This window comes from Agromyces mediolanus (assembly GCF_014648575.1).
Lineage (GTDB): Bacteria > Actinomycetota > Actinomycetes > Actinomycetales > Microbacteriaceae > Agromyces > Agromyces mediolanus.
Genome location: NZ_BMRJ01000001.1, coordinates 377,590 through 404,367, shown reverse-complemented (window position 1 = coordinate 404,367; position 26,778 = coordinate 377,590). Strand labels below are relative to the sequence as shown.

Annotated in this window: 26 protein-coding genes and 3 tRNA genes; 12 read left to right on the top strand and 17 right to left on the bottom strand. The window is 72.0% G+C overall.

Annotated features, from left to right (window positions below):
• Positions 1–14: 14 nt before the first annotated feature.
• The 3 genes from ftsH to tilS form a co-directional block, all read right to left on the bottom strand.
• Positions 15–2,033 carry an ATP-dependent zinc metalloprotease FtsH gene (ftsH, locus tag IEY71_RS01780; RefSeq protein WP_189083597.1) on the bottom strand — a complete coding sequence of 673 codons (2,019 nt, stop codon included), beginning with the start codon at positions 2,031–2,033 and terminating at the stop codon, positions 15–17.
• Between the two features lie 120 nt (positions 2,034–2,153).
• Positions 2,154–2,705: a hypoxanthine phosphoribosyltransferase gene (gene hpt / locus IEY71_RS01775; RefSeq protein WP_189083596.1), complete on the bottom strand. Its 552-nt coding sequence runs from the start codon at positions 2,703–2,705 to the stop codon at positions 2,154–2,156.
• A 42-nt stretch (positions 2,706–2,747) separates the two neighbouring features.
• A complete protein-coding gene (gene tilS / locus IEY71_RS01770; RefSeq protein WP_189083595.1) occupies positions 2,748–3,806 on the bottom strand; it encodes a tRNA lysidine(34) synthetase TilS in 1,059 nt (352 codons plus the stop codon).
• Between the two features lie 61 nt (positions 3,807–3,867).
• Between tilS and ppa the strand changes: the two genes are divergently transcribed.
• Positions 3,868–4,353 carry an inorganic diphosphatase gene (gene ppa / locus IEY71_RS01765; protein ID WP_189083594.1) on the top strand — a complete coding sequence of 162 codons (486 nt, stop codon included), beginning with the start codon at positions 3,868–3,870 and terminating at the stop codon, positions 4,351–4,353.
• 72 nt (positions 4,354–4,425) lie between these two features.
• On the opposite strand, the gene IEY71_RS01760 is transcribed toward ppa, so the two are convergent.
• Together IEY71_RS01760 and IEY71_RS01755 are read right to left on the bottom strand one after the other, a co-directional pair.
• Positions 4,426–5,733 carry a C40 family peptidase gene (locus IEY71_RS01760; protein WP_229781483.1) on the bottom strand — a complete coding sequence of 436 codons (1,308 nt, stop codon included), beginning with the start codon at positions 5,731–5,733 and terminating at the stop codon, positions 4,426–4,428.
• Positions 5,726–7,006 (bottom strand): M23 family metallopeptidase, encoded by a 1,281-nt coding sequence (locus IEY71_RS01755; protein ID WP_189083593.1) that lies wholly within the window; start codon positions 7,004–7,006, stop codon positions 5,726–5,728. Before IEY71_RS01755 ends, IEY71_RS01760 begins: the two co-directional genes overlap by 8 nt.
• A gap of 253 nt (positions 7,007–7,259) precedes the next feature.
• Here IEY71_RS01755 and IEY71_RS01750 point away from each other — a divergent pair.
• The 3 genes from IEY71_RS01750 to IEY71_RS01740 all read left to right on the top strand — a co-directional run bounded on the left by IEY71_RS01750 (position 7,260) and on the right by IEY71_RS01740 (position 7,593).
• Positions 7,260–7,332, top strand: a tRNA-Glu gene (locus IEY71_RS01750).
• Positions 7,333–7,369: 37 nt separating this feature from the next.
• Positions 7,370–7,443 (top strand) — tRNA-Asp (locus IEY71_RS01745).
• A gap of 77 nt (positions 7,444–7,520) precedes the next feature.
• A tRNA-Phe gene (locus IEY71_RS01740) sits at positions 7,521–7,593 on the top strand.
• A 364-nt stretch (positions 7,594–7,957) separates the two neighbouring features.
• On the opposite strand, the gene IEY71_RS01735 is transcribed toward IEY71_RS01740, so the two are convergent.
• On the bottom strand, positions 7,958–8,383 hold the full coding sequence (locus IEY71_RS01735) for a hypothetical protein (RefSeq protein WP_189083592.1): 426 nt from the start codon (positions 8,381–8,383) through the stop codon (positions 7,958–7,960).
• Between the two features lie 247 nt (positions 8,384–8,630).
• Between IEY71_RS01735 and IEY71_RS01730 the strand changes: the two genes are divergently transcribed.
• Genes IEY71_RS01730 through IEY71_RS01715 form a run of 4 tightly spaced genes read left to right on the top strand, consistent with a single transcriptional unit; the run spans position 8,631 to position 10,598 of the window.
• A complete protein-coding gene (locus tag IEY71_RS01730; protein WP_189083591.1) occupies positions 8,631–8,909 on the top strand; it encodes a hypothetical protein in 279 nt (92 codons plus the stop codon).
• On the top strand, positions 8,906–9,277 hold the full coding sequence (locus IEY71_RS01725) for a hypothetical protein (protein WP_189083590.1): 372 nt from the start codon (positions 8,906–8,908) through the stop codon (positions 9,275–9,277). The genes IEY71_RS01730 and IEY71_RS01725 overlap by 4 nt, the downstream gene beginning before the upstream one ends.
• A gap of 57 nt (positions 9,278–9,334) precedes the next feature.
• A complete protein-coding gene (locus tag IEY71_RS01720; protein WP_189083589.1) occupies positions 9,335–9,979 on the top strand; it encodes a TetR/AcrR family transcriptional regulator in 645 nt (214 codons plus the stop codon).
• Entirely contained in the window at positions 9,969–10,598 is a 630-nt protein-coding gene (locus tag IEY71_RS01715; RefSeq protein WP_189083588.1) for a TetR/AcrR family transcriptional regulator, read from the top strand. Before IEY71_RS01720 ends, IEY71_RS01715 begins: the two co-directional genes overlap by 11 nt.
• Here IEY71_RS01715 and IEY71_RS01710 read toward each other — a convergent pair.
• The 4 genes from IEY71_RS01710 to IEY71_RS01695 all read right to left on the bottom strand — a co-directional run bounded on the left by IEY71_RS01710 (position 10,583) and on the right by IEY71_RS01695 (position 15,162).
• Positions 10,583–12,388 (bottom strand): amidohydrolase, encoded by a 1,806-nt coding sequence (locus tag IEY71_RS01710; RefSeq protein ID WP_189083587.1) that lies wholly within the window; start codon positions 12,386–12,388, stop codon positions 10,583–10,585. The genes IEY71_RS01715 and IEY71_RS01710 overlap by 16 nt on opposite strands.
• Positions 12,389–12,438: 50 nt before the next feature.
• Complete coding sequence (locus tag IEY71_RS01705; RefSeq protein ID WP_189083586.1) at positions 12,439–13,851, bottom strand: APC family permease; 1,413 nt, start codon at positions 13,849–13,851, stop codon at positions 12,439–12,441.
• A gap of 215 nt (positions 13,852–14,066) precedes the next feature.
• Positions 14,067–14,462 carry a hypothetical protein gene (locus tag IEY71_RS01700; protein WP_189083585.1) on the bottom strand — a complete coding sequence of 132 codons (396 nt, stop codon included), beginning with the start codon at positions 14,460–14,462 and terminating at the stop codon, positions 14,067–14,069.
• A 1-nt stretch (position 14,463) separates the two neighbouring features.
• Positions 14,464–15,162, bottom strand: a complete 699-nt coding sequence (locus IEY71_RS01695) for a DUF2510 domain-containing protein (RefSeq protein WP_189083584.1) — start codon at positions 15,160–15,162, stop codon at positions 14,464–14,466.
• 136 nt (positions 15,163–15,298) lie between these two features.
• On the opposite strand from IEY71_RS01695, the gene IEY71_RS01690 reads away from it, so the two are divergent.
• Positions 15,299–16,738, top strand: a complete 1,440-nt coding sequence (locus IEY71_RS01690) for an MFS transporter (RefSeq protein WP_189083583.1) — start codon at positions 15,299–15,301, stop codon at positions 16,736–16,738.
• On the opposite strand, the gene IEY71_RS01685 is transcribed toward IEY71_RS01690, so the two are convergent.
• Complete coding sequence (locus tag IEY71_RS01685) at positions 16,722–19,181, bottom strand: HAD-IC family P-type ATPase (protein WP_189083582.1); 2,460 nt, start codon at positions 19,179–19,181, stop codon at positions 16,722–16,724. The two genes, IEY71_RS01690 and IEY71_RS01685, sit on opposite strands and share 17 nt — an antisense overlap.
• A 137-nt stretch (positions 19,182–19,318) precedes the next feature.
• Between IEY71_RS01685 and IEY71_RS01680 the strand changes: the two genes are divergently transcribed.
• Positions 19,319–19,561: a hypothetical protein gene (locus IEY71_RS01680; RefSeq protein WP_189083581.1), complete on the top strand. Its 243-nt coding sequence runs from the start codon at positions 19,319–19,321 to the stop codon at positions 19,559–19,561.
• A gap of 94 nt (positions 19,562–19,655) precedes the next feature.
• Here the strand turns inward: IEY71_RS01680 and IEY71_RS01675 are convergent, their stop codons facing one another.
• From IEY71_RS01675 to pip, 3 genes are all read right to left on the bottom strand, one after another.
• Entirely contained in the window at positions 19,656–19,859 is a 204-nt protein-coding gene (locus IEY71_RS01675; protein WP_189083580.1) for a hypothetical protein, read from the bottom strand.
• Between the two features lie 109 nt (positions 19,860–19,968).
• The gene (gene ypfJ / locus IEY71_RS01670; RefSeq protein WP_189083579.1) at positions 19,969–20,862 is read right to left on the bottom strand and encodes a KPN_02809 family neutral zinc metallopeptidase; all 894 of its coding nucleotides are present in this window, start codon (positions 20,860–20,862) and stop codon (positions 19,969–19,971) included.
• A gap of 9 nt (positions 20,863–20,871) precedes the next feature.
• Positions 20,872–21,978: a prolyl aminopeptidase gene (pip, locus tag IEY71_RS01665; RefSeq protein ID WP_189083578.1), complete on the bottom strand. Its 1,107-nt coding sequence runs from the start codon at positions 21,976–21,978 to the stop codon at positions 20,872–20,874.
• Between the two features lie 126 nt (positions 21,979–22,104).
• On the opposite strand from pip, the gene IEY71_RS01660 reads away from it, so the two are divergent.
• Positions 22,105–23,115 (top strand): malate dehydrogenase, encoded by a 1,011-nt coding sequence (locus IEY71_RS01660; RefSeq protein ID WP_189083577.1) that lies wholly within the window; start codon positions 22,105–22,107, stop codon positions 23,113–23,115.
• A gap of 40 nt (positions 23,116–23,155) precedes the next feature.
• On the opposite strand, the gene IEY71_RS01655 is transcribed toward IEY71_RS01660, so the two are convergent.
• A complete protein-coding gene (locus tag IEY71_RS01655) occupies positions 23,156–23,578 on the bottom strand; it encodes a GyrI-like domain-containing protein (RefSeq protein WP_189083576.1) in 423 nt (140 codons plus the stop codon).
• 102 nt (positions 23,579–23,680) lie between these two features.
• Here IEY71_RS01655 and IEY71_RS01650 point away from each other — a divergent pair, with 102 nt between their 5' ends.
• Positions 23,681–23,857, top strand: a complete 177-nt coding sequence (locus IEY71_RS01650) for an HPP family protein (protein ID WP_189083575.1) — start codon at positions 23,681–23,683, stop codon at positions 23,855–23,857.
• On the opposite strand, the gene IEY71_RS01645 is transcribed toward IEY71_RS01650, so the two are convergent.
• On the bottom strand, positions 23,835–24,599 hold the full coding sequence (locus tag IEY71_RS01645) for an alpha/beta hydrolase (protein ID WP_189083574.1): 765 nt from the start codon (positions 24,597–24,599) through the stop codon (positions 23,835–23,837). The two genes, IEY71_RS01650 and IEY71_RS01645, sit on opposite strands and share 23 nt — an antisense overlap.
• A 23-nt stretch (positions 24,600–24,622) precedes the next feature.
• The gene (locus IEY71_RS01640) at positions 24,623–26,689 is read right to left on the bottom strand and encodes an acyl-CoA dehydrogenase family protein (RefSeq protein WP_189083573.1); all 2,067 of its coding nucleotides are present in this window, start codon (positions 26,687–26,689) and stop codon (positions 24,623–24,625) included.
• Positions 26,690–26,778 lie beyond the last annotated feature (89 nt).

Here is a 26,778-nt window from a genome sequence, read left to right as displayed (position 1 = left end):
CGCCCCGTCACGGCTCAGGCCGTCGCCGGCCGCGGGTTCGACCGCGGCGCCTTCGGCTCGGCCGCGGGCTCCTCGGGCGTGACATCGGAGTCGATGCCGCCGTCGACGAGACCGGCGTCGATCGGCATCTTCTCGGTGGGGAACGCGATCGGCGGCACGTCGGACACGGGGCGCTTGTCGCTCGAGAGCCACAGCGGGCGCTCGGGCAGCTTGCGCACGTCCTTGAAGATCTCGGCGATCTGGTTGTGGTCGAGGGTCTCCTGCTCGAGGAGCTCGGCCGCCAGCTTGTCGAGGATGTCGCGGTTGTCGTTCAGCACCTGCCACGCCTCGTCGTGCGCCTGCTCGATGAGCGTGCGCACCTCGGCGTCGACCTTCTCGGCGATGCCCTCGGAGTAGTCGCGCTGGTGGCCCATGTCGCGGCCGAGGAACATCTCGCCCGAGGACTGCCCGAGCTTGACCGCGCCGACGTTCGCCGACATGCCGTACTCGGTGACCATCTTGCGGGCCGTCGCCGTGGCCTTCTCGATGTCGTTCGATGCGCCGGTCGAGGGGTCGTGGAACACGATCTCCTCGGCGACGCGGCCGCCCATGGCGTAGGTGAGCTGGTCGAGCAGCTCGTTGCGGGTGACGGAGTACTTGTCCTCCAGCGGCAGCACCATCGTGTAGCCGAGGGCGCGACCGCGGGGCAGGATCGTGATCTTCGTAACGGGGTCGGTGTAGTTCATCGCCGCCGCCGCGAGTGCGTGGCCGCCCTCGTGGTAGGCCGTGATGAGCTTCTCCTTGTCCTTCATCACGCGGGTGCGGCGCTGCGGGCCGGCGATCACGCGGTCGACGGCCTCGTCGAGGGCGCGGTTGTCGATGAGCTGCGCGTTCGAGCGGGCCGTGAGCAGGGCCGCCTCGTTCAGCACGTTCGCGAGGTCGGCGCCGGTGAAGCCCGGGGTCTTGCGCGCGAGCACCTCGAGGTCGACGCCCTTCGCGAGCGGCTTGCCCTTCGAGTGCACCTCGAGGATCTTCTGCCGGCCCTTGAGGTCGGGCGCGTCGACGCCGATCTGGCGGTCGAAGCGGCCCGGGCGCAGCAGCGCCGGGTCGAGGATGTCGGGGCGGTTCGTCGCCGCGATGAGGATGACGTTCGTCTTGGGGTCGAAGCCGTCCATCTCGACGAGCAGCTGGTTCAGCGTCTGCTCGCGCTCGTCGTGGCCGCCGCCCATGCCGGCGCCGCGGTGGCGGCCGACGGCGTCGATCTCGTCGACGAAGATGATGGCCGGGGCGTTCTGCTTGGCCTGGTCGAAGAGGTCGCGCACACGGCTCGCGCCGACGCCGACGAACATCTCGACGAAGTCGGAGCCCGAGATGGAGTAGAACGGCACGCCCGCCTCGCCGGCGACGGCGCGCGCGAGCAGGGTCTTACCGGTGCCGGGAGGGCCGTAGAGCAGCACGCCCTTGGGGATGCGCGCGCCCACCGCCTGGAACTTCGCCGGCTCCTTCAGGAACTCCTTGATCTCGTGGAGCTCCTCGATGGCCTCGTCGGCGCCCGCGACGTCGTCGAAGGTGACCTTCGGGCTCTCCTTCGAGACGAGCTTCGCCTTCGACTTGCCGAACTGCATGACGCGGTTTCCGCCGCCCTGCATGCCCGAGAGCATGATCCAGAAGAAGAGGCCGATGAGCAGCAGCGGCAGCAGGATGCCGAGCATCGAGAGGAACCAGTTCGGCTGCGGCACCTCGTCGTTGAAGCCGTCCTTCGGGTTCGCGTCGTCGACGGCCGCGATCACGTCGGCGCCGCGGGGCGTGACGTAGTAGAACTGCACCTGCGTGCCGAGCTTCTCGTCGGCCTTCGCGAGGGTGAGGTCGACCCGGTTCTCGCCGTCGACGATCTTCGCGGCGGCGACCTTGCCGTCCTTCAGGAGCTCGAGGCCCTCCTGCGTGGACACCTCTTTGAACCCGGAGGCCGTGATGAGGCTCGCACCGATCCACACCACGATCGCGGCGATCAGGATGTAGATGACCGGTCCGCGCAGGATCTTCTTCATGTTCATGGTGCTGCCAGGCTACCGTTCACCCGCTGATCGCTGGATGTGTGTTCGCTGAGGGCTGCGCAGCAGTCCCGAAGCGGACCGGCGGGTGCTGCCGCTGAGGGCTGCGCAGCAGTGCTCGCCCTAGCTGTAGACGTGCGGCGCGAGGATCGCGACGTCGCGCAGGTTGCGGTAGCGCTCGGCGTAGTCGAGGCCGTAGCCGACGACGAACTGGTTCGGGATGTCGAAGCCGAGGTAGCGCACGTCGACCTCGACCTTGGCGGCGTCGGGCTTGCGCAGCAGGGCGCAGACCTCGACGGACGCGGCGCCGCGCGACCGGAGGTTCTCGAGCAGCCAGCTGAGCGTGAGGCCCGAGTCGATGATGTCCTCGACGATGAGCACGTCGCGGCCGGTGAGGTCGGTGTCGAGGTCCTTCAGGATCTTCACGACGCCCGAGGACTGGGTGCCGGTGCCGTAGCTCGACACGGCCATCCAGTCCATGTTCAGGTGCGGGCGCAGCTCGCGCGCGAGGTCGGCCATGACCATGACCGCGCCCTTCAGCACGCCGACGAGGAGCAGGTCGCGCCCCTCGTAGTCGGCCTCGATGCGCCGGGCGAGCTCAGCGAGCTTCGCGTGGATCTCGGATTCGGTCACCAGGACTTCGGTGAGGTCGCCCTCGATGTCGCTCGCGTGCATGGAACGATCCTAGGCGACGCGGGGCCCCGATCCGCGCCCCGATCAGTGATCGTGCGGCAGGATCTCGGTCGCCCCGGTCGCCGAGAACACGACGTGCGCCCCCGCGCGGGTGGCGACGGCCCCGCCGGGCAGGGCGACCGGACCCTGGCCGTGCCAGTCGGTGACGAGCCGGGCGACCTCGAGCGTCTGCACCCGGCTGAGCGCGACGCCGAACTCGCTGCCGACGACGTGCCGGATGATGCGCTGCCGGAGGGCGGCGGGATTGGCGGCGAGCACCGCGGCGGAGACGGCGATGCCGGCCTCGGCGGGCTCGCAGATCTCCTCGATGAACTCCTCGAGCTGCTCGTCGAAGGCCGCCTCGTCCTCGCGGAGCTGCTCGGCGGTGCGGGCGAGCGCCTCGGCGATGCCCGGTCCGAGCTCGGCCTCGAGCACGGGCAGCACGCGCTCGCGCACCCGCACCCGGGCGTAACCGGGGTCGGTGTTGTGCGGGTCGTCCCAGACGTCGAGCCCCGCGTCGAGGCAGGCCTGCCGCGTCGCCTGGCGGCGGAGGCCCAGCAGCGGGCGCACGTAGCGGCCGGCGCGCTGCGGCATGCCCATGAGGCTCGCTCCCCCGGCGCCGCGGGCGAGGCCCAGCAGCACCGTCTCGGCCTGGTCGTCGAGGGTGTGGCCGAGCAGCACGACGGCCGCCCCGGTCTCCGCGGCGGCTTCATCGAGCGCAGCGTAGCGGGCGGCGCGGGCGGATGCCTCGGGGCCGTCCCCGCCGGCCGGCACCTCGACCCGGCGTACGAGCACGGGATCGAGCCCGAGCTCCCGGGCCTGGGCCGCCGCACGCTCGGCGACCTCGGCGGAGCCCGCCTGCAGGCCGTGGTCGACGACGACGGCGCCGGCGAGCCATCCCGCCCGCGGCGCCTCGAAGGCGGTCGCCGCCGCGAGCGCCAGGGAGTCCGCACCGCCGGAGAGCGCGACGAGCGCGAGCGGCGCGACCCCGCCCGTCTCGGCGGGATCGACGGGCTCGAGCACGGCGCGCACGGCGCGGCGGGCGTCGGCGATCGGCGGGGTGAGGCGGGGCCGGCGCTCCGCCGTGCGGTCGTCTGAAGGCATCGAGGTAACCTTATTCCGCCGCGCGCCACGTGCCCGGCGGGACTTCACACAAGGAGAGCACATGGGCGAGTACAACGCCGTCATCGAGATCCCCAAGGGGAGCCGCAACAAGTACGAGGTCGACCACGAGACGGGCCGGGTCTTCCTCGACCGCGTGCTCTACACGGGCTTCGTCTACCCCACCGACTACGGCTTCTTCGAGAACACCCTGGGCGACGACGGCGACCCGCTGGACGTGCTCGTGCTGCTCGAGTACCCGCTGTTCCCGGGCGTCGGCGTGAAGGTGCGCCCGGTCGGCGTCTTCCACATGACCGACGACGGCGGCGGCGACGCGAAGGTCATCGCGGTGCCCGCGGGCGACCCGCGCTGGAACCACATCCAGGACGTCGACACCATCCCCGAGTACACGAAGAAGGAGATCGAGCACTTCTTCGAGCACTACAAGGACCTCGAGCCCGGCAAGTGGGTCAAGACCGAGGGCTGGGCGAACGCGGCCGAGGCCGAGGCGCTCATCCAGAAGGCGATCGAGGCCTTCCCCGGCCACTGAGCCGAGCCTGACGACGAAGGGGGCGAGCCGCACGGCTCGCCCCCTTCTCGCGTCTCTCGTGGCGCCCGGCGGTCAGCCGGTCGGGCGCGCGGCGGCCGAGGGGCTGCCCCAGATCGGCCACTCGCGCACGTTCTTGCCGTAGTCGGGGGCTTCCAGGATGCGTCCGCCGCCGAGGTAGATCGCGACGTGGTAGTAGTCGCCGCCGGATCCCCAGAAGAGCAGGTCGCCGCGCTGGATGCTGCCGAGCGAGACCGCCTTCCCCTGGTTCGCGAGCGTGTAGTACTGGTTGGTCGCCGAGTGGGTGCCGATGTAGATCCCCGCGTAGCCGTAGGCCATCTTCGTGAGGCCGGAGCAGTCCCAGCGGTCCGGGCCCGCGCCACCGAGGTCGTAGGGCTCGCCCAGCTGCTGCTGCGCGTACCAGATCGCCGATTCGACGGCGCTCGTGTTCGGCGGGTTGGTGGTGCCGCCGCCGGGGTTGCCCCCGCCAGGGTTGCCGCCTCCGGGGTTGCCGCCGCCGGGGTTCCCGCCGCCCGGGTTGCCCCCGCCGGGGTTCCCGCCGCCCGGGTTCCCGCCGCCTGGGGACGGCTGCTGCGGACGGGTCGCCTGTTCGGCCGCCTCGCGGGCGACGCCCTCCGCGCGTTCGCGCTCGAGCTCCGCGGTGGTGTCCTTCAGGCGGGCGAGCTGCGCGTACAGCTCCGCCGAACGGGTCTCCTGCTCCGCCAGCACGGCGGCCGCGGCATCCGCCTTGGCCTGCGCTTCGTCGTACTGGCTCTTCGCCTCGTCGGCGAGCTTCTTCCGCTCCTTCGCGGCGGCGTCGGCCTGCTCGCGCAGCGAGTCGGCCGCGTTGCGGTCGGCGAGCGCCTGCTCGTACACGGAGGTCGACTGCTCACCGAGCTTCGAAGCCATGCCGAGCTGCTTCAGCAGTTCGGCGCTGTCGCCCGAGAACACGAGGGAGGTCGTCAGGTCGTTGCCGGCGGACTTCGCGAGGTGCGCGGCGATGAGCCCCGCGCGCATCTTGGAGATCTCGGCGACCGCTTCGGCGGCGTCGGCCTGCTTGCCGAGCGACGCCTCCCGGTCGACCGCCTCGTCGCGCTTCACGACCGTCTGCCGGTACGCCTCGGCGGCGATCTGGGAGTCGCGCATCGCCGCGTCGGCCGAGGCCTGGAGGCCGGCGAGCAGTTCACCGAGACGGGCGATCTCCGCCTGCTTCGTCTGCTCGTTCTGCTTCGCCTGCTCGATCTCGCCCCAGGAGGGGTAGTCGACGGCGAACGCCGGGGCGCCGGACACGCCGATGGAGGCGGTCACGGCGCCGACGGCGACCGCGGAGAACACGGTCGCGGGCTTCACCCGGGAGACCGGGCGGGTGCGATTCTCAGCCAAGGGAGACTCCTCGTGCGGACATGAACGGACCCGGGTTGATGCGGTCCCAGCCGTCCCAGACCTCGAAGTGCAGGTGGCAGCCGGTCGATGCGCCGGTCGTGCCGCTCCACGCGATCTGCTGGCCCGCCTCGACCCACTGGCCGGAGCCGACGAGGATGCCACCCTCGCGGATGTGCGCGTAGCCGGTCGAGATGCCGCCGCCGTGGTTGATCTTCACGTAGTTGCCGTAGCTGCCGCTCCAGCCGGCGACCGAGACGGTGCCGCTGTTCGCCGCGTAGATGGGGGCGCCGCAGCCGGTGGCGATGTCGTAGGCGTAGTGGAAGCCGCTCGAGCAGTAGCCGCCGCCGCAGATGATCGGGCGGGCGCCGTAGCCGTCGGAGATGTAGCCGGAGGCGGGGCGGGCCCAGCCGGAGCTCGCGACGGTGCCGGGCGCGCCGGCCGCCATCGCCTCGCGACGACGCTTCTCCTCCTCTTCCTTGCGGATCCGCTCGCCCTCCTGGTACGCGGCGGTGGTCTTCGCCTCCGCGTCCTTCATGAACTTCAGCTGCTGGTCGAGCTCGACCTTCTTCGCCTCGGACTCGGAGAGCGCGGCCTCCGCGGCCGCCTGCGCGGCCTGGGCGGCGGCGAGCGCCTCCTCGGCGGCGATGCGGAGCTTCTCGCGCTCGGCCCGGGCGACCTCGGCCTGCTGTCCGAGCGAGTCGGCGTCGTTCGACTTGGACTGCGCGCTCCGGTAGACCTCGGAGGTGCGCTCGACCATCTTCTCCATGTTGCCGAGCTTCGAGAGCAGGGCGTCGGTCGCGACCTCGTCCCCCGACTCGAGGAACAGATCGACGCTGAGGTCGCCGCCGCCAGAGCGGTAGAGCTGCGCCGCCACCTGGCCGGCGTTCTTCTTCGCCTCGGCCGCCTCGGCCGCGGTCTGCTCGGCGAGGGCCTCGATCTCGCCGGCCTTGCGGGCGGCGTCGTCGTAGCGCTGCTGGGCGTCGAGGAACTCGCCCATCCGCTTCTCCGCCTCCGCGCGCGTCGCGGCGACGTTCTGCTCCAGCTGCGCGATGAGCGCCGTGATCTGGTCGACGGCGGATGCCGCGGCGGCCGTGTCGGCCTTCGCGGCCTGCAGTTCGTCCCAGGTCGGGTAGTCGGCCGCGGCCGCCGGGCTCGCGCCGATGACCGTGCCGGTCACCGCGAGGCCCGCCGCGAGCAGGGTCGCGAGGGCACGGCGCAGCCGCGCCGGGCGTCGGCGGGTCGTCGTCGGGCGGTTGACTGTGGTTCGGTACATGGTTCCCCGTCCACGCGGGCTCGGGCCCCCGCGCCGTAATGTGTTCGAGCTTCTGGGTCGAGCTTCTGGTTCAAGCTCAGCTTGAGGCGATCAGAGCCACGATAGGCATGGATTCCCGGGGCGAACGGCATTTCGGCGGGCATGTCCAAGCGGCGATGACGGGCCTCTGGAACCACCGCCGGCCTCGTTTTGGAATCTCGGCGGGAAACCCGTATGCTTGGCTGTCGGCGGGAGAGCGCAAGCACTCCCACCCGGCCCCATCGTTTAGTGGCCTAGGACACCGCCCTTTCACGGCGGCAGCACGGGTTCGAATCCCGTTGGGGTCACTCTCGAAGGTTTTACAATTGAATAGTCTCATTACGAGGCCCTGTGGCGCAGTTGGTTAGCGTGCCGCCCTGTCACGGCGGAGGTCGCGGGTTCAAGTCCCGTCAGGGTCGCTCAGGCGACAAGCCCTTTCCCTTTCGAGAGAAGGGGCTTTCTCCTTATCGAGGCACCGTTTCATCGGATGCCCCGAGGCTCTGTAGCTCAGTTGGTAGAGCGTTCGACTGAAAATCGAAAGGTCACCGGATCGATGCCGGTCGGAGCCACAGCGAAACCCCCGCGAGAGCGGGGGTTTTTGTTTCGGTGGGGAGGCCGTGCGAGTCCCCACCCTTCGCTCGCACCGAGTCAGCTCAGGTAGCCGATCCCTTGGTGTCGACCACACTGCCGCATAGCGGAGACCAGTCTGACGAGGACCTCCCGTACCAGGACGCCCTCCCCCGAAGGAAGCAACTCGACAGGAGTCCACCGCGAGTCGGGGTGATCACTCGCCCCAGCGGCGGTGAAGGAGGCATCTCGCCGCCCGTCCACGTCCTGAGTGTCGCAGGCCGCACCCAGTTCGTCCCGAGAGGGCGAACGAACGCACCGAAAGGGTGACTCCCCGTCTGGAGGGTCACCCCTTCGGCGCGGTCCCTATTCGCTCTGCCGCTGGTTGTCGAGCGCCACTTCCCCGCCACGACGAGTCGCAAGCGCGATCAGCGCGGCGAGCGTCGCGACGGTGACTGCGATACCGGCTACGAGAGCCCAGAGCGGCTGTCCGGTGATCAGCGTCGTCGTGACGAAGATGGCACCAAACGCGATCGTGCCCATGTAGATCCACCCCGACTGCCGTTGCGTGACTGGCGCGCGGAGTCGGCTCCCCCGCGGCTTGAACAGCCTCGGCAGCATGAGGAGCAGCACGACGAAGAGGACGAATGTCACCGAAGTCCCGAGGAACCACGTACCCGCGGCCTGCGCCGCTGAGATGAACAGGATGAGGGCGACAATGCCAGCCCCGGCGAGCAGGCCTGCCCTCGTGGTCGGGAAATTCTCGGTTCCGCTAGTGCTGATGGTGCTCATTGGGATCCTCCGATGATCTCCGCTCCCACGCTACGGGCAGTTCACGGCCACGAGAAAGGAGACTGAGGTGACGAGAGCGCGAAACTCCTACGAACTGCCGTTCTGTCGAGGCGATCCGGCGCAGCGTCCCGAGATCATCCCTCCAAACATCAGGCGCAGGAGTTTGCGCCTTCGCTTCGTGTGCTCCCCCGCCGCGAATCGGCCCCGGCTACGCTGTCCAGGATCCGCCACGCGTGAAGGAGCAGCGATGAAGATCGGTCTCGTAGCGATGGGTGTCGGCGCGGCAGTCCTCGCCATAGTCGGGGTCGTGCTCATTCTGCTCCCGGCTTCGAGCGCCTCGTTCGGGTGGTTCGCCTATCAGCCCAGCCGCGACTTCGGCTTCGTCGGCGGCTTGTCGCCGGTGCCGCCCGCGCGCAGCTGGGGCATCGCGCTGCTCGTGGTCGCGGTGGCGCTGGGCGCGTTCGCCGCCGGCTGGGCGCTGGGCAGTGCCCGCACCCGGAAGCTCGAACGGTCGGGTCGAGCATGACCGCGACTCCGCAGGCCGCCTGGGCCCCGCCGTCCAACCGTGCCGCGGCGACCGCGAGAAGGCTCGCGCCGTGGACGATCGCGGTCGGAGCCGTGTTCTGGCTCGTGCCGATCGCCCTCACGTTCGTCCCGTCGCCGACCTTGCAAACGATCGGGCTGATCGTCGTCTGGATGGGGTTCCTCCCGTATCTGGCGATCACCATCACCACGATCGTGTTCGCCGTGAGGGGGCTCGCCGGCGCCGGCCGCCTCGGTGGCCTCGGCCGCTCGGACGCCCGGTTCGCGCTCGTCGCGACCATCGTCATGTTCGCCGCAGCGCCGATCGTCGCGATTGTGGTTCCGGTCCTCGTGTCGCTGCTGTTCGCCTGAGCGAGCGGGGGCCCTCCCGGCATCCGCCGTCCGCACCACGCCCGTAGAATCAGACTCGTGCCCGCAGCCCAGCAGCCCCCGGCGTCGACGCAGACGCCGACGGCGCCGAAGCCCTCGAAGGCCGCGTCGACGCGTGCCGCGATCCTCGGAGCGGCGACCGAGCTGCTGAGCGAGCACGGGGTGCGCGGTGTGACGGTCGAGGCGGTCGCGGAGTCCGCCGACGTGTCGCTCGGCCTCCTCTACTACCACTTCGAGAACCGGCAGGATCTGATCCGGGCGGCGCTCGCGGAGGCCCTCGCCAACTACGCGTACCGTCGCCCCTCGACGGAGCTGCCGCCGGCCGAGCGGCTGCGCGCGGCGCTGAGCCAGCACATCGGCGTCGACGCGGAGGCCGCCAGGCAGGACCGCGTGTATGCCGAGGCGATGCGGGCGGCCGCGTTCGATCCCGCCATCCGCCCGGCCCTGGCCCAGACGCTCACCGGCTGGAACGGCGGCATGACCCGCCTCGTCACCGCGGCCGTGCCGGGCCTCGCCGAGACGCACCCGGAGGCTGCGGCCGAGGCGGCGACGGCCCTCACCGCCCTCGTCGACGGGCTGCAGCAGCGGGTCCGCTCCTCGCTGCTGCCGGCCGAGCGCGGGCTCGAGCTGCTCGGTCTCGCCACGGGCGCGGTCCTCGAGGGCGGGGCGTCGGATGCCGACTGAGACGCAGAAGCCCGCCTCGAAGCGGGACCGCATCCTCGCCGCCGCGGCGCAGGTGATCGGCGAGCGCGGCCTCGACGCCTTCGTGGTCAAGGACATCACGGCGCTCGCCGGCGTCACCCCGCAGCTGACCTACTACCACTTCCCGAACCGGCAGGCGCTCGTGCGCGGGGTGTTCCAGTACGCCGCGGAGCGCGCGCCCTCGGTGAACCTGCTGCACCTCGACCGCGAGGCGAGCGGCTACGAGGCGCTGCGCGGCGCGCTGCACGCCGAGTTCGACGACTCCCCCGAGGTGCGCGACCTCAACCTCATCTGGAACGAGGTGACCGCGCTGCCCATCGAGGACCCTGAGCTCGCCGAGGCGGTGCGGCGGGCGACCGAGCGGTGGAACGAGCAGGTCACCATCGGCATCCTGCGCGGCCTCGCCGACGGCTCGATCGTGACGGCCGCGGCGCCGCAGGCCGTGGCCGAGCTCCTCACCGCGCTGGTCGAGGGGCTCAGCCAGCGCTGGCTCGCGGGCCTGATCTCCCCGGACGACGCCCGCCGGACCCTCGACGTGGTGCTGTCGACGATCCGGCGGGCGCGATCAGGGCGTGATCAGGCGGCTCAGAGCTTGCCGTAGACCGCCTTGCCGCCGAGCAGGGTGAGCTCGACCTTCGTGTCGACGATCTCGTCCGCCGGGATCTCGGTGAGGTTGCGGTCGAGCACGATGAGATCCGCGTACTTGCCGACCTCGATCGAGCCGCTCGTGGCGTCGCCGTGCATGATGCGGGCCGGGTTGATCGTCATCGCGCGGATCGCCTCCTCGACGGTCAGACCGCGGTCCTCGCCGAGCTTGCCGGGGAAGCGGTCGCCGCCCTCGGGGTTCTCGCGCGTCATCGAGATCTGCAGCGAGGCGAAGGGGTTCAGCGGGTCGACCGGCCAGTCGCTGCCGTTCGCGACCTGCGCGCCCGCGTCGGCGAGGCTGCCGATGGGCTCGGTGCGGGCGAAGCGCTCCGGGCCGAGGGTGTCCTGCGCGGCGTCGATCGAGTCGAACGCGGGCTTCGCCCACTGCAGGCCCATCGCGGGCAGCACGTCGAGCTCGGCGAAGCGCGCCAGATCGTCGGGATGCACCGACTCCGCGTGCGCGATCGCGAGCGGCGTGTCCGAGTCGGACTGGGCGCGGGCGATCTCGAAGGCGTCGAGGGCCGTGCGCACCGCGCGGTCGCCGATCGCGTGCGGCTCCGGGGTGATGTCCTCGTCGAGGAGCAGCGCGACGATCGCGCCCATCTGCTCGGCCGTGTACGTCGGCTCGGGTCCCGCGTCGGTGCCGGGCTGCCAGTCGGGCGCCTCCTCGGTGCCGACGTTCACGTAGTACGGCTCGAGGAAGGACGCGGTCAGCGCGGGCGCCTGCAGCACGCCGTCGAGGCCGAACTCGGCGACGTTGTTCACCGCGATGCCCGGCTCCTGGGCCGAGGCATCCGTCGCCCACTGCTCGCGGTAGGCGAGCACCTCGTCGACCGCTGCCCGCGGGTCGGCCTTGCCGAGCTCGGCGGAGACGTTCGGCGCGAGGAACACGCGCGTCGTGAGCTCGCCGCGCTCGCGCAGCTCGGTCATCGCCGAGGCGACGTCCTCGCCCGAGAGCTGGTCCATGTACGCGGTGACGCCGACGGCGGAGAGCGCCGACATCGCGGCGGACGCCGAGGCCACGCTCTCGTCGAGGGTGCGCGGCGGCACGATCTTGCCGCGCGCCATGAACGCCGCGCCCTCCTCGAGGATGCCGTTGGGCACCCCGTTCGCGTCGACCTCGATGTGCGGCGGGCCGGAGTGCTCCGAGGTGATGCCCGCGGCCTCGAGCGCCGTGGAGTTCAGCAGCACCGAGTGCCCGTCGGTCGTGTAGACGAGCACGGCGCGGTCGGTGTCGAGCGCGTCGAGCACGCTCTTGTCGACCGTGACGCCCTGCGGCTGCATCGCCTGGCGGTACCAGGTCTCGACGATGAGGGGCTTGTCGGTGTCGCCCTCCTCGTCGAGGCATCCCTGGATCTTGTCCTGGAACTGCGGGATCGTGAGCGACTCGAAGTTCAGGTTGCAGGCCGTGAGCTTGTCGCCGCCGAGGAAGGTGTGCACGTGGGCGTCCTGCATGCCCGGCATGACCATCTTGCCGTCGAGGTCGATCACCTCGGTGCGTTCGCCGATGAGCTGCTTCGCGCCGGCGTCGTCGCCGACGTAGACGATCTCGCCGTCGGTGATGGCGACGGCCTGCTGCACGCTGTTCTCGGCGTCGACGGTCCAGACGAAGCCGTTCGTCAGCACGGTGTCGGCGGCGTCCGCGTCGGAGGCCGGGGCGGCCGGGGTGCACGCGGCGAGGAGCCCGGTGACGACGGCCGCGGTGCCGATCGCCACGAGACGCCTGGTGCGGGTGGGGTTGCGCATTCGCGTTCCTTTCTGGGGGTGGATGGGTGGGGTCGGACGCGCCCGGAGGGCTAGCGCGTCGGCACGGTCGGCACCTCGGGTTCGGATGCCTCGTCGGCATCCGGCCCGTCGGTGGCGTCGGCCTCGTCGATGCCGAGCTCGGCGACGGGGCGGCGGAAGCCGCGGGTAACGGCGAAGAGGATGACGAGGCCGACGGCGGTCCAGACGGTGCCGAGGATCATCGCGTCCGCGCTCAGGTGCACCCAGAGCAGCCCCGTGCCGGCCGCGCCGAGGATCGGCAGCACGATGAAGCGGACGATGTCGGCGGGCGTGCGCCGGCGGCCCAGGCGGATCGCGTAGTGGGCGATGACGGCGAGGTTCACGAAGGTGAAGGCGATGAGCGCGCCGAAGTTGATGACCGAGGAGATGAGGTCGAGCGTGGGCGTGATCGCGAGCAGCACGACGAGGCCCGCGAGCACGGTCGTGAACACCGGCGTGCGGAAGCGCGGGCTCACCGAGCCGAACCAGCGCTTCGGGGCGAGCACGCCGTTGCGGCCCATCACGTAGAGCAGCCGCGAGACGCTCGCGTGCGATGACAGCCCCGAGGCGACGGCCGCGGCGAAGGCGACGGCCACGAAGAGGAGCTGGAAGGCCTGGCCGCCGACGAAGAGCGCGAGCTCGGGCAGCGTGTCGTCGGTGTACTCGAAGGCGTCGAGCGTCGGGAACGCGGACTGCGCGAACCAGGCCCCGGCGAAGAAGATCGCCCCGCCGATCAGCACGGTCAGCATGACGGCCCGCGGCACCGCGTTCGGGTGCTTCGCCTCCTCGGCGTACATGGTGACCGCGTCGAAGCCGATGAAGGAGAACGCCACGATCGTGGTGCCGGCCAGCACGGCCGACAGCTGCACCCCGTCGTGCCAGATGGGCTGCAGCGAGAACAGCGTGCCGGTGCCCATGCCCTTCGAGATCTGCAGCCCCGCGAGCACGAGGAACGCCGCGATGCCGGCGAGCGCGGCGATGAGCAGCACGCCGTTCACCCGCGACGTCGCCTTCACGCTCACGACGTTGAGGCCGATGAGCAGGGCCGCGACCCCGACCACCCAGACCGCCCCGGGCACCTCGGGGAAGAACTGCTCCATGTAGAGCCGGATGATCACCGCGTTCACGACGGGCAGCAGCAGGTAGTCGAGCAGCGAGGCCCAGCCGACGAGGAAGCCGAGCGCCGGATGGATCGCCTCGCGCGTGTAGGTGTACGCGGAGCCGGCGGCCGGGAACGCGCGCACCATCGCGCCGTAGCTGACGGCGGTGAACAGCAGCACCACGAGGCCGACGAGGTAGGCCAAGGGCACCACGCCGTCCGTCTCCTCGCTCACGATGCCGAAGGTGTCGAACACGGTCACCGGGGCCATGTAGCCGAGGCCGAGTCCGACGATGGCCCACATGCCGAGCGAGCGCTTGAGGGTCGGTGCTGTCACTGCGCACATCCTTGTGTCACCGAGGCATCCGTCGCCCCGTCGCGGGTGCCGCGGCGAGGCCGTCGGCGTGAACGTCTGCGAGCCTAGGGGGAGTTATTGAAACGCACAACATGATTTCCTAGTGACGTTTTCAAACCGTTACGAGCCGGCGCCTGGGGGCACGCGAACGCCCCCGCATCCGGATCGGATGCGGGGGCGTCGTGAACCGCTGAGCGAGCGGCGGGCTACCCGGCCGCGGGGAGCCCCCGCAGCGCCACCGCCTGACTGACCGCGAAGAGGGCGACGTCGACGGCGACCGCGAGCACCGCGAGCACGACGAACACGGTCGCGGCGGCGAGTGAGACGGCCCCCACGGCGAGCGCGGCGCCCACGTTCGCGAACATCACGAAGCGCAGGGCGCGGCGCAGCGGGAGCCGCGCGAGCATCCACGCGACGAGGCCGGCCCAGACCACGACGGCGACGCCGATCGCCGCGACGAGCGGGATCGGGAGGCGGAGCGACTCCGCGATGGGGCCCGCGAAGAGCGCCACGGCAGCGCCGAGCACGGCGCAGTAGAGGGCGTCCAGGCGGAGGCTCCACCGCCCGACCGCCGCGCCGTCGATCCGCGCCGTCCCGCGCATCTCAGTAGCCCGCCATGGGCACGGAGCGCGCGAAGTCGATGACCTGCGTGATGAGCCAGACCGTCCAGATCATCACCACGACGAAGCTCGTCGCGTTCACGGCGATGACGACCCAGAGCGGGGCCATGCCGCGGCCGCCGGCCTCACGGCGCACGAACACCGACCGCCCGATGACGTAGACGAGGGCGGAGAGGAAGGTCCACGCCCAGTGGAATCGGCGCGCGTAGCCGAGCTTGCCGAGGGCGGCGTAGTCGAGGTACGAGAACCACACGGACAGGCCGTAGGTGACCCAGCCGAGCACCATCAGGGCGAGGTACCCCGGGTCGAGGAACATCGCGGTCGTCCCCCCGTAGGGGTTCGCCATCGAGGCCTCGAGATAGCCGCGCACGTCCCAGAAGAAGAGCGCCACGAGCGGCACGAGCGGCAGGAGCACGACGAGCCAGATCCAGACGGTGCCGGTGGGCGTGCCGTCCGGGACGCGGTGGACCGGCGTGCCGTACGGCTGGTACGGCGCGGGGCCGGCCGGCGCGACGGGGGCTGCCGGGGCCGCCGGGGCTGCCGGGGCTGCCGGGGCTGCCGGCGCCGTCGCCGGCGCGACGTGCTCGGTCCAGCCGATCCCGTCCCACCATCGCTGTCCGCCGCCGCCGGCGGGGTCGGGGTACCACCCAGGGGCGATCTGCTGGCCGTGCGCGTCCGTCATCGAGGCTCCCGTCTCTCTCCCGCCATGCTAACGAGGTCACGCGACTTGACGCCGCAGCCACCCTCCACTATATCTATACCCCCTAGGGGTATTAACAACCGAATGCCCCGAGCCTCATCCGAAACGGAGCAGAACGATGTCACCCAGCAGCAGATCCGGCGGGCGCCGCGGCCTCGGCCTCGCGCTCATCGCCGCGGCCCAGTTCGTCGTCATCATGGACACCTCGATCATCGGGGTCGCCCTGCCCGACATGCAGGCCGCCCTCGGCTTCTCCCCCGAGTCGCTGTCGTGGGTGTTCAACGCCTACGTCGTCGCCTTCGGCGGCCTGCTCCTCCTCGGCGGACGCCTCGCCGACGTGCTCGGCGCCCGCCGCGTCTTCATCGCCGGCTGGGTCATCCTCGCGATCGGCTCGATCCTCGCCGGCGCCGCCCCCGACGCGGTGACCGAGATCGTCGGCCGCGCCGTGCAGGGCGCGGGAGCTGCGCTCATCGCCCCGGCCGCACTCTCGCTGCTGATGGCGCTCTTCGGCGGCACGCCGGAGCTCCCCCGCGCCTTCGCCGTCTACGGAGCGGCCGCCCCCATCGGCGGCACCGCGGGCGTCTTCCTCGGCGGCGTGCTCACCGAGTACGCGAGCTGGCCCTGGGTCTTCTACGTCACGGTGCCGATCGCCATCCTCGTCATCGCGCTCACGCCCGCGGCGCTGCCCGCCGTGCCCGGCGGACGCGGCTCGGTCGACGTCGGCGGGGCGATCACGGCGACGCTCGGCCTCGCGGCGATCGTGTACGCCGTCGTCCGCGCGCCCGAAGCGGGCTGGGGCGGGCCCGAGACGATCGTCGGCCTCATCGTCGGCGCCGTGCTCCTCGCCCTCTTCTTCGTCATCCAGGCCCGCCGGCGCACGCCGCTGCTCCGCCTCGGCATCTTCCGCGCCCCGCAGCTCGGCGGCGCGAACCTCGCGCAGCTCCTCCTCGGCGCCGCGTGGGTGCCGATGTGGTTCTTCCTGAACCTGTACCTGCAGCAGGTGCTCGGCGCCGGCGCGTTCGCCTCGGGCGCGGCGCTCCTGCCGATGACCGCCCTCATCGTCGTCGTCATGGTGGCGCTCGCGCCGCGGCTGCAGGCGCGGTTCGGGGCGAAGCCGCTCATCGTGTGGGGCTTCGTGCTGCTCGCCGTCGGGCTCGGCTGGCTCGCCCTCGTGCGCCCGGACGGCGCGTACGCGGTCGACGTGCTGCCGGCCTCGCTCGTCGCGGCGTTCGGCATGGCGCTCGCCTTCGTGCCGTCGCTCGGCACCGCGATCAGCGCCGCCCGCCCGGAGGAGGCGGGTGTCGCCTCCGGCCTCGTGAACACGAGCTACCAGATCGGCTCGGCGGTCGGCCTCGCGATCCTCACCGCGGTCGGCGCCGCGGCGACGAGCGGGACGGATGCCGCGGGGCTGACCTCGGGCTACGCGGCGGCGTTCCTCGGGGCCGCGATCGTCGCGGCGGTCGGCTTCCTCGCGGCGGTGCTGTTCCTGCGCGGACGGGGCCGCGGCCCTGCCGGAGCGGAGCAGCCGGAGGCGGCGGAGCTCAGCTCCGGCGCCTGACCCGCTTCACCTCGATCTCGGAGGCCGCGCCGAACCGGCGGCGGTGCCAGAAGCCGATCCCCTCGATCAGCACCCAGGCGACTGGCACCGCCCAGGCCATCGCGGTGAGCGTCTCCCGCCCCGGCATGGCGAGCTCGAGGAACTGCTGCGCGATCGGCACCACGAGCACGAGCGCGAGCCCGGCCACCATCGCGAGCACCACGCCCGCCTTGATCCAGGTGAACGGGCGCGACAGGACGCCGAGGATCCACAGCCCGATGAGCGCGAGCGTCACCATCGACGCCGTGCGCACGGCGTCCTCGGCGTCCCCCGTCGCGCGAGCGATCCCGGAGACCGCGGTGATCGCCGCCGCGACCACGAGCCCCGCCGGGATCGCGAACGACAGCGAGCGGCGCAGGAAGCCGGGCACGTAGCGCCGGGAGTTCGGCAGCAGCGCGAGCAGGAAGGCGGGGATGCCGATGGTGAGGCCGTCGGTCACGGAGAGCTGGCGCGGCAGCAGCGGGAACGCCCAGAGCAGGATGCCGAACAGCACCGACATCGTGATCGCGTACGAGGTCTTCGAGAGGAAGAGCATCGACACCCGCTCGATGTTCGCGATGACCCGCCGTCCCTCCGCGACGACGCCCGGCAGGTGGGAGAAGCGGTTGTCGAGGAGCACGATGCGGGCGACCGCCTTGGTCGCGGCGGAGCCCGACTCCATCGCGATGCCCATGTCGGCGTCCTTGATCGCGAGCGCGTCGTTCACGCCGTCGCCGGTCATCGCGACGGTGTGGCCGCGCTCCTTCAGCGCGTGCACCATCGCCCGCTTCTGCACCGGAGTCACCCGGCCGAACACGCGGTGCTCGTCGAGCACCCGGCCGAGCTCGGCCGGGTCGTCCGGCAGCTCGCGGGCGTCGAAGCCCTCGCCGGCGTCGAGGCCGACCTCGCGGGCGACGGCGGCGACGGTGAGCGGGCTGTCGCCGGAGATCACGCGGACCTCGACGCCCTCCTTCCCGAAGTAGCGGAGCGTGGATGCCGCGTCGTCGCGCACCACCTCGCGGAAGGTGAGCAGGGCGACCGGCACGAGTCCGCCCGGCAGCGCGGCCTGCTCGACGAGGCCGGCGTCGAGCGGCTCGGGCGCGTGCGCGAGCAGCAGCGTGCGCCGACCGCTCGCGGCGAGCTCGCGCCCCTGCGCCAGGGCCGCACCGCGCTCGGGCCCGGCGCCGTCGGCCAGCACGAACTCCGGGGCGCCGAACACCCAGGTGCCCGCGGCGCCGTCGGCGAAGGACACCGCGCTCCACTTGCGCCCGGAGGAGAACTCGATGCGCTCCGCCGGGGCGAGCCCCTCGTCGTCGGGGAAGCGCTCGGCCAGGCAGCGGGCCGTCGCGTTCGCCTCGGGCTCCGCGCCGTGCCAGGCGAGCACGCGCTCCCAGTGGGCGGGCCGGGCTTCGCCGAGCTCGTGCACCCCGTCGAAGCGCACGTCGCCCGTCGTGATCGTGCCGGTCTTGTCGAGGCAGATGAGGTCGACGCGGGCGAGGCCCTCGACCGCGGGCAGCTCCTGCACGAGCACTTTGTGCGAGCCGAGCTTCACGGCGCCCACCGCGAAGGCGATGCTCGTCATCAGCACCAGGCCGAGCGGGATCATCGCGATCACCGCCGCGACCGAGGCCGTCGCGGCATCCCGCCACGCCCCGCTCTCGATCGCGTGCTGCCAGCCGCCCGCGGCCTGCATGTTCGCGTTCACGACGACGATCATGATCGGGAAGATCGCCCAGGTGATCCACTTCAGGATGCGGTCGACGGAGCTGCGCAGCTCGGAGGCGACGAGGGAGAACCGCTTCGCCTCGGCGGTCAGCGTCGCCGCGAACGCCTGGTCGCCGACCGCCGTGACCTCGACCGAGCCCTGGCCCGCGACGATGATCGAGCCCGAGAGCACGCGGTCGCCCGGCAGCTTGTCGACGGGGTCGGACTCGCCGGTGAGGAGCGACTCGTCGGCCTCGAGGCGGAGCCCGTCGAGCACGACGCCGTCGGCGGTGACCTGGTCGCCGGCGCGGAGCACGAGGAGGTCGCCGAGCACGACCTCGCGCACGGCGAGCTCCTGCTCCTCGCCGTCGCGGACGACCCGCGCCTTCGGCGCGTGCAGGAGGGCGAGGCGGTCGAGCGCCCGCTTGGCGCGGTACTCCTGGGTGACGCCGATCGCGGCGTTCGCGATCGCGGCGAAGCCGAATAGGGCGTCCTGCCAGCGGCCGAGCGCGAAGAGCAGGGCGAAGCCACCGACGACGATGCCGTTGAAGAGGGTGAAGACGTTCGCGCGGAGGATGCTCCAGAGGCTCCGGCTCGAGGCATCCGTCGCGATGTTCGCGAGCCCCGCCGCGGCGCGGCGCGCGGCCTCGGCCCGGCTCAGGCCGCCGACGGGGTCGGTGGCGCCGAGCTGCGTGGCCCCGAGTCGCGTCGCGTCGTCCACCGCATCCCCCGATCCCCCGGCCGTGGGGCCCCGGCCGACGGGGTCGAGTCTGGCACAGCGCCGCCGCTCGGCGCGAGGGGTGCGCGGCGCGTGTCAAGGCCCTGGGGCGGGCCCGGCACGGGTGCGATCATCGGGCCATGGACGCACGAGACGAGCAGCACACCCAGTCCGAACCGATCCAGGAGGGTCACGACGACGCCGACCGCGGCCGGAAGCTCGAGGGCGTGATCGAGCAGGTGCGGGGCGACGCGCTGCTCGGCAACGTCGACGACGTGCGGCGGATGGTGGCCGAGCGCCTGGAGCAGGCGGGCCTGCCCGCCACCGAGCACGACGTCGACGCCGTGGTCACCGCGGTCGGGGACGCCCGCTCGGGCGGCTGAGCGGGGGCTCGCCGCCTCCCGCAGATTGTGTAACAATATGCCCGGGTGGCGGGACGGCGCGGCCGGGACACCGTCCCGTCCCGCCGCCCGACGCTCAGGCGCGCGCCGCGGCCTCGCCGACCGGCTCGCGATCGACCGTGCCGAGGAGCTCCTCGGCGGTCAGCGCCGGAGCGCCGATCGGCGCCCCGTACCAGTGGTCGGCCGCCCGCGTGCAGGTGCACAGGCAGGCGATGACCTCCTCGGAATTCACGGCCCGGAAGAACTCCCGGTGCTGCACCGGTGGCGTGCGTCGTCGCATGTCCCATCCCAATCGCTCACGCTGACGACCTGTCGGCCGTCATGGAAGAGACGCGGGCCGGGGCGGATCATGACGCGGGTCGCACGAAATCCACGGCGACGCCCCGGGACTAGAGCGAGCCGCCCGCGACGTCGAAGGTGTTGCAGGCGCCCGCGCCGCCGTCGAAGCCCGTCTCGAACCAGCGGATGCGCTGCTCGCTCGTGCCGTGGGTGAAGGTGTGCGGCATGACCTGGCCCTGCATCGACTGCTGGATGTGGTCGTCGCCGACCGCGGCCGCCGCATCGAGGGCGGAGCGGTACTCGGCGGGCGTGATCGGCTTCAGGAACGCGACCCCGTCGTCGTCCTTCGTGCTCGACGCCGCGGCCGCCCAGGCGCCGGCGAAGCAGTCCGCCTGCAGCTCGACGCGCACCGCGTTCGAGCTCGGCCCGGTCTGGCCGTCGCGAGTCGACTCGAGCACGCCGGCGAGGTTCTGCACGTGGTGGCCCCACTCGTGGGCGATGACGTACATCTCGGCGAGCGGGCCGCCCTGCGCGCCGAAGCGGGTGCGCAGCTCGTCGTAGAAGGTGACGTCGAGGTAGATCGTCTCGTCGGGCGGGCAGTAGAACGGCCCCGTCGCCGAGGACGCCTGGCCGCACGCCGTCGAGACCGCCTGGTCGAACATCACGAAGTCGTTCGGCGCGCGGTAGGCGACGCCGAGCTCGGGGGCCTCCGCCTCCCAGTACGTCTCGAGCGAGGCCGAAGCGCCCTTCATCCGGCACTCGACCCGCTCGTTCGCGTCCTGCCCGGTGAGGCAGGTGTCGAGGCTCGAGTCCTCGACGACCTCCTGCTGCTGCCCGGCTCCGCCCGCGCCGCCCGCGAGGCCCGTGAGGTCGACGCCGAGCAGCTGCGAGACGAGGAAGAGGACGATGAGCACGCCGCCGCCGCCGGCGACCGCGATGCCGGTGGTCCGGCCCCGCTTGGAGGCCTTGCCGCCGCTGATGTCGGCGTTCGGGTCGAAGGTCATGCTGCGACGCTACTCCGCCTCGGGGCGTCCCGTCTCGATGTCCGGGTCGTCGAGCTCGCTGCTGTCGTCGGCGTCGGTCTCGTCAGTGGCGTCGTCGTCGACGACGTCGTCTGCGTCGGTCTCATCCGCGTCGTCGTCGACCGGCTCCTCCCACTCGACGTCGGCGGCGAAGCGGTCGGTCGCTTCGATGAGCGCGTCGAGGATGCCGGGCTCGTCGAAGGCGTGGCCGGCGTCGTCGATGATCCGCAGCTCCGCCTCCGGCCACGCGACGTGCAGGTCCCACGCGGTCATCATGGGCGTGCACAGGTCGTAGCGGCCCTGCACGATCACGGCGGGGATGTCCCGAAGGCGCACCGCGTCGCGGATGAGCTGGCCCTCCTCCCACCAGCCGCCGTGCCGGAAGTAGTGGTTCTCGATGCGGGCGAAGGCGGTCGCGAATTCGGGCGAGCCGTAGGCCTCCAGATTCTCGGGCTGCGGCAGCAGGGTGATCGCGGCGGCCTCCCAGCGCGCCCAGGCGATCGCGGCCGGCTGGTGCACGGCGGGGTCGGGGTCGCTGAGCAGCCGCCCGTAGGCCTCGATGAGGTGCGAGCGCTCGCCGTACGGCACGGGCTCGACGAACTCGCGCCAGCGGTCGGGCAGCAGCGCCGCCGCGCCGCCCTCGTAGAACCAGTCGAGCTCCGCGCGGCGGAGCGTGAAGATGCCGCGCAGCACGAGCTCGGTCACCCGCTCAGGATGGGTCTCGGCGTACGCGAGGCCGAGCGCGCTCCCCCAGGAGCCGCCGAAGACCTGCCAGCGGTCGATGCCGAGGTGCGCGCGCAGCCGCTCGATGTCGGCGATGAGGTGCCAGGTGGTGTTCGTCGCGAGGCTCGCGTCGGGCTCCGAGGCGTGCGGGATCGACAGCCCGCAGCCGCGCTGGTCGAAGAGCACGATGCGGTACTTCTCGGGGTCGAAGAGGCGCCGGTGCGCCGGCTTGGTGGCGCCGCCCGGACCGCCGTGCAGGAACACCACGGGCTTGCCGGCCCGGTTGCCCGAGACCTCCCAGTAGATGTGATGACCGTCGCCGACATCGAGCATGCCGGTCTCGAGCGGTTCGATCTCCGGGTACAACTCACGCATGGGGCCACGGTATCCGCGTCGGGATGCCTCGCGCGCGCGCCGCGCCGATTGGTCTGACCGATTGAACCCGCCCGACGACGAGCGTTGCTCAGGATGCCAGCCGCGCGGCGGGCGTAGGCTCGAGGCATGGCAGCGAAGAAGCCGGTCACCGTCACCCTCACCGGGGCCGGCGGCCAGATCGGATACGCCCTCCTGTTCCGCATCGCCTCCGGCGCCCTGCTCGGGCCCGAGACGCCGGTGCGCCTGCACCTGCTCGAGATCCCCCAGGGGCTCCGGGCGGCCGAGGGCGCCGCGCTCGAGCTGCAGGACTCGGCGTTCCCGCTGCTCGCCGGCGTCGAGGTCACCGACGACGCGCACGCCGCGTTCTCCGGCGCGAACCTCGGCCTGCTCGTCGGCGCGCGGCCGCGGACGGCGGGCATGGAGCGCGCCGAGCTGCTGCAGGCCAACGGCGGCATCTTCGGACCGCAGGGGGCGGCCATCAACGCGGCGGCGGCCGACGACATCCGCGTCGTCGTGGTCGGCAACCCGGCCAACACGAACGCGCTCATCGCCTCGGCGCACGCGCCCGACGTGCCGGCCGAGCGCTTCACCGCGCTCACCCGCCTCGACCACAACCGCGCGCTCGGCCAGCTCGCGGTCGCGACCGACACCCCCGTCGCCGACATCCGCGGCGTCACCATCTGGGGGAACCATTCGGCCTCGCAGTTCCCCGACCTCGCGCACGCCACGGCGGCGGGCGACGCGATCCCCGCGCTGCTCTCCGCCCGGCTCGGGCACGAGGGGTACCGGGAGTGGCTCGCGGGCGAGTTCATCCCCCGGGTCGCCAAGCGCGGCGCGGAGATCATCGAGGTGCGCGGCTCCTCCTCGGTCGCCTCGGCCGCGGCGGCCACGATCGACCACGTCCGCGACTGGGTGCAGGGCACCCCCGACGGCTGGACGAGCGCGGCGGTCGTGTCCGACGGCTCCTACGGGGTGCCGGAGGGGCTCGTCTCCTCGTTCCCGGTGGAGTCGGTCGACGGGGGCTGGCGCATCGTGCAGGGCCTCGCGATCGACGAGTTCGCCCGGCACCGCATCGACGCCTCCGTCGCCGAACTCGTCGACGAGCGCGAGCAGGTGCGCTCGCTCGGCCTGATCTGAGCGCGCCCGCGCGAGACCCGCTCGCGCAGAACCCCCTCCTTCAGGGAGCGATCGAGACGAACAGCTCGTGCGTCTCGTCCGTGCCGTCCGCGCGGTAGCCGATGTCGAGCTTCGCGGCACCCACGGCGCGACCGCGCTCCCGCAGCCATCCCTCGATCTCGCCGAACGCCGTGGCGATCCCGCTCCGCGGGCCACGGTGCTCCAGGTAGGCGTACTCGCCGCCGGGGACGAGTGCGTGCACGAAGCCGTCGCGCCGAGCGTCCGGCGCCGCGAGCACGCCGACGACCTCGTGGTACCGCCCGCCCACCCGCGTGCTCGCCTCGGCGAAGGGGCGGCCGTCGCCGGCGAACTCGGCGAACGCGGTCTCCCACGCCTCCGGCACGAGCGCGGAGAGCCGTTCGAAGCCCGCCAGTACCGGCACGCCGATCACGAGCCGCGGCGGCATCCGCACGATCTCGACCATCGCGGTCCTCCTCACCGATCCGCCCCGAACGCTGATCGAACTGAACCTAGCGGCGCCGGGCGCCGCCCACCAGACCCGCCCCGCGCCGCCTAGGCTGGCAGCATGGCCGATCGCGCTCCGCTCTCCCCCGCCCGCCGCAAGCAGCTCATCGTCGGCATCATCGTGGGGGCGCTCGTCGGCGTCGGCGTGAGCCTCTGGACCGGCTTCTGGCTGTGGCTGCCCGCGGGGCTCCTCGTGGGCCTCGCCACCGGCGCGGTCATGCGCCCGCCGAACGACTGAACGCCGCCACCGCCGCGGCGAGCTCGCGCCGCACCTCCGCATCGTCGACGGTCGACTCGCCGTCGCCCGGCTGCACGCCGTAGTCGCCGAAGTCGGCGTGGTTGACGCCCTCGAGCTCGACGAACTCGGCGCCGGGCGGCAGCAGCCCGCTCGCGCCCTCGATCTTCGCCGGCGTCGAGAGGCCGTCGTTCGAGCCCGAGACGCTGAGCGCCGCGAGCTCGGAACCCGAGAGGTCGTTCGCGCAGTAGGAGCCGAACAGCATGACGCCGAGCACCTCGGCGTCGCCCGAGGCATCCGCGTCGCCGGCGAGCTGGCAGGCGCGCACGCCGCCGAGCGAGTGCCCGCCCACCCACCAGGCGTCGATGCCGGGCGCGAGCGCCGTGAAGGTCGCGAGCGGCCGGGTGTCGAAGAAGGCGAGGTTCAGCGTCGGCTTCGTGATGACGACCGTGAGCCCGGTCTCCTCGACGACGCCGGAGAGCTTGAAGAGGTACGCGTAGGGGTCGACCTTCGCGCCCGGGATGAAGACGAGGCCCTGGCCGCTCGCGGGCCCGGTGCCCGGCTCGGCCGGCTCGATCACGATGCCCGCCTCGGCGGAGGTGATCGTGACGGCGTCGTCCTGCCACGCCGCGAGTGCCGCGGGGCGCTCGCCCTGCATGACCGTGTGCGCGTAGGCGAGGAACAGCACGCCGAGCAGGGCGAGGACCCCGACGATCGAGACGAGGATCCGGACGAGTCGGCGCATGCCCGAAGCCTACGTCTCGAGCGCTACTTCTTGGCGGACTTCTCCGGCACGGGCAGGGTGCCGGCCCGGCGCTGCTCCTCGAACCAGGCGCGCGCCTCGTCCTGCCGCTCCTGCTCGATGCCCGTCGCGATCGTGGCGCGCAGGTGCTCGGGTCGGAAGCCGAAGGCGTCGACGAGGTCCTGCGCGTGGGGCCGCAGGCGCTCCACGAGGCGGTCGATGTACGCGCCGACCGCCTGCCCCCGCTGCGGCGAGAGCCGGCCGTGCATCAGGTACCAGGCGAGGTGCTTCTCCAGCAGGCCGAGACCGAACAGGTCGCGCACCCAGGTGAGCACCTGCTTCGTGCCCTCGTCTTCCACGCGGGCGAGCGCCCGCGTGAAGGCCTCCCACTGCAGCAGCTCGCCGTGGGCGCGCGCCGCCTCGATGAGCTCGTTCTGGTTGCGGTTGAACGCGGCGGCCGCGTCGGCCTTCGGCAGCTTGCGCGCGTCGCGCAGGCGGCCGGCGATCTCGGCGATCATCGTCTCGACGCGGTCGGTGAGGAGCTCGCGCTGGGATGCCTCGTCGCGGAGCTCGCTGACCGAGCGCGCCGTCGAGCCGAAGTCCGCGATGGTCTGACCGAGGCGGCGCAGGCCGGTGCCGTGGTACGCGCGCTCGGCCGTCTGCGAGACGACGTAGCGGGCCATGGCGCCCGCGTCGGCGTTCTTGAACTGCTTCGAGAAGTCGGTGAGCAGGCGCTTCGCGACGAGCTGCAGCAGCACGTTGTTGTCGCCCTCGAAGGTGACGTAGATGTCGAGGTCGTGGCGCAGGCCCGTGATGCGGTTCTCGGCGATGAAGCCGGCGCCGCCGCACGCCTCGCGCGCCTCCTGCAGCGTGTCGAGGGCGTGCCAGGTCGACAGCGGCTTCAGCGCGGCCGCGATGGTCTCGAGGTCCTGACGGTCGTCGTCGCTGTCGGCGGCGCCGCTGAACACGGCGTCGAACTTCACGAGGAACTCGTCGTGCGCGAAGTACTGCGCGTACGTCGTCGCGAGCCGCGGCAGCAGCCGGCGCTGGTGGCGCTGGTAGTCGAGCAGCACCTCTTCCTCGGTGTCGCTCGAGGCGGTGAACTGGCGGCGCTGGTTGCCGTAGGTGATCGCGATGGTGAGGCCCATCGCGCTCGCGACGGTCGCGGCGCCGTCGAGCGAGACCCGGCCCTGCACGAGGGTGCCGAGCATCGTGAAGAAGCGACGGCCCGGGCTCTGGATGGGCGAGGAGTAGCTGCCGTCGGCGGCCACGTCGCCGTAGCGGTTCAGCAGGTTCTCGCGCGGGATCCGCACGTTCGTGAAGTGCAGGCGGCCGTTGTCGATGCCGTTCAGGCCGCCCTTCAGCCCGTCGTCCTCGCCGCCGACGCCGGGCAGGAAGTTGCCCTCGTCGTCGCGGATCGGCACGTAGAAGCAGTGCACGCCGTGGTTCACGCCGTTCGTGATGAGCTGCGCGAAGACCGTCGCGTGCTTGCCGTGCAGGCCCGCGTTGCCGAGGTACTCCTTCCACGCCGCGCGGAACGGCGTGTGGATGACGAACTCCTCGGTCTCGGGGTCGTAGGTGGCGGTCGTCGCGATCGCCGCGACGTCGGAGCCGTGGCCGATCTCGGTCATCGCGAAGGCGCCGGGCACCTCGAGCGACATGATCGCCGGCAGGAACTTCTCGTGGTGCGGCTTCGTGCCGAGGTGCAGCACCGCGGCGCCGAAGAGGCCCCACTGCACGCCCGACTTGATCTGGAGGCTCGGGTCGGCGATGACGAGCTCCTCGAAGGCGGCGATGTTGCCGCCGTGGTCGTCCTCGCCGCCGAGCGCCTTCGGGAAGGCGCGGTGCACGGCCCCCTGCTCGACGAGCAGCTTCAGCTGCCCCAGCACGCGCTCGCGGTGCTCGGCCATCGTCTGGCCCTCGATGCGCTGCAGCTCCGGCATCGCCGCGCGCTCGCGGGAGGCGAGGCGGATGTCGGCCCAGGTGCCGAGCAGCTGCCGGCCGAGGGCGGCGACGTCGACCTTCGGCCCCCCGGCGGAACGGGCGGCAGGGGTGGCGGGCTTCGCCTCGGTGCGCGCTGCAGTGTCAACCATCTTCGGTCTCGCCTCCGACTTCGCTTCGTGGGTGTCCCCTCACGCTACGACCGGCCCCGCGGCACCCGAAACGCTCGGTCGACCGGCGA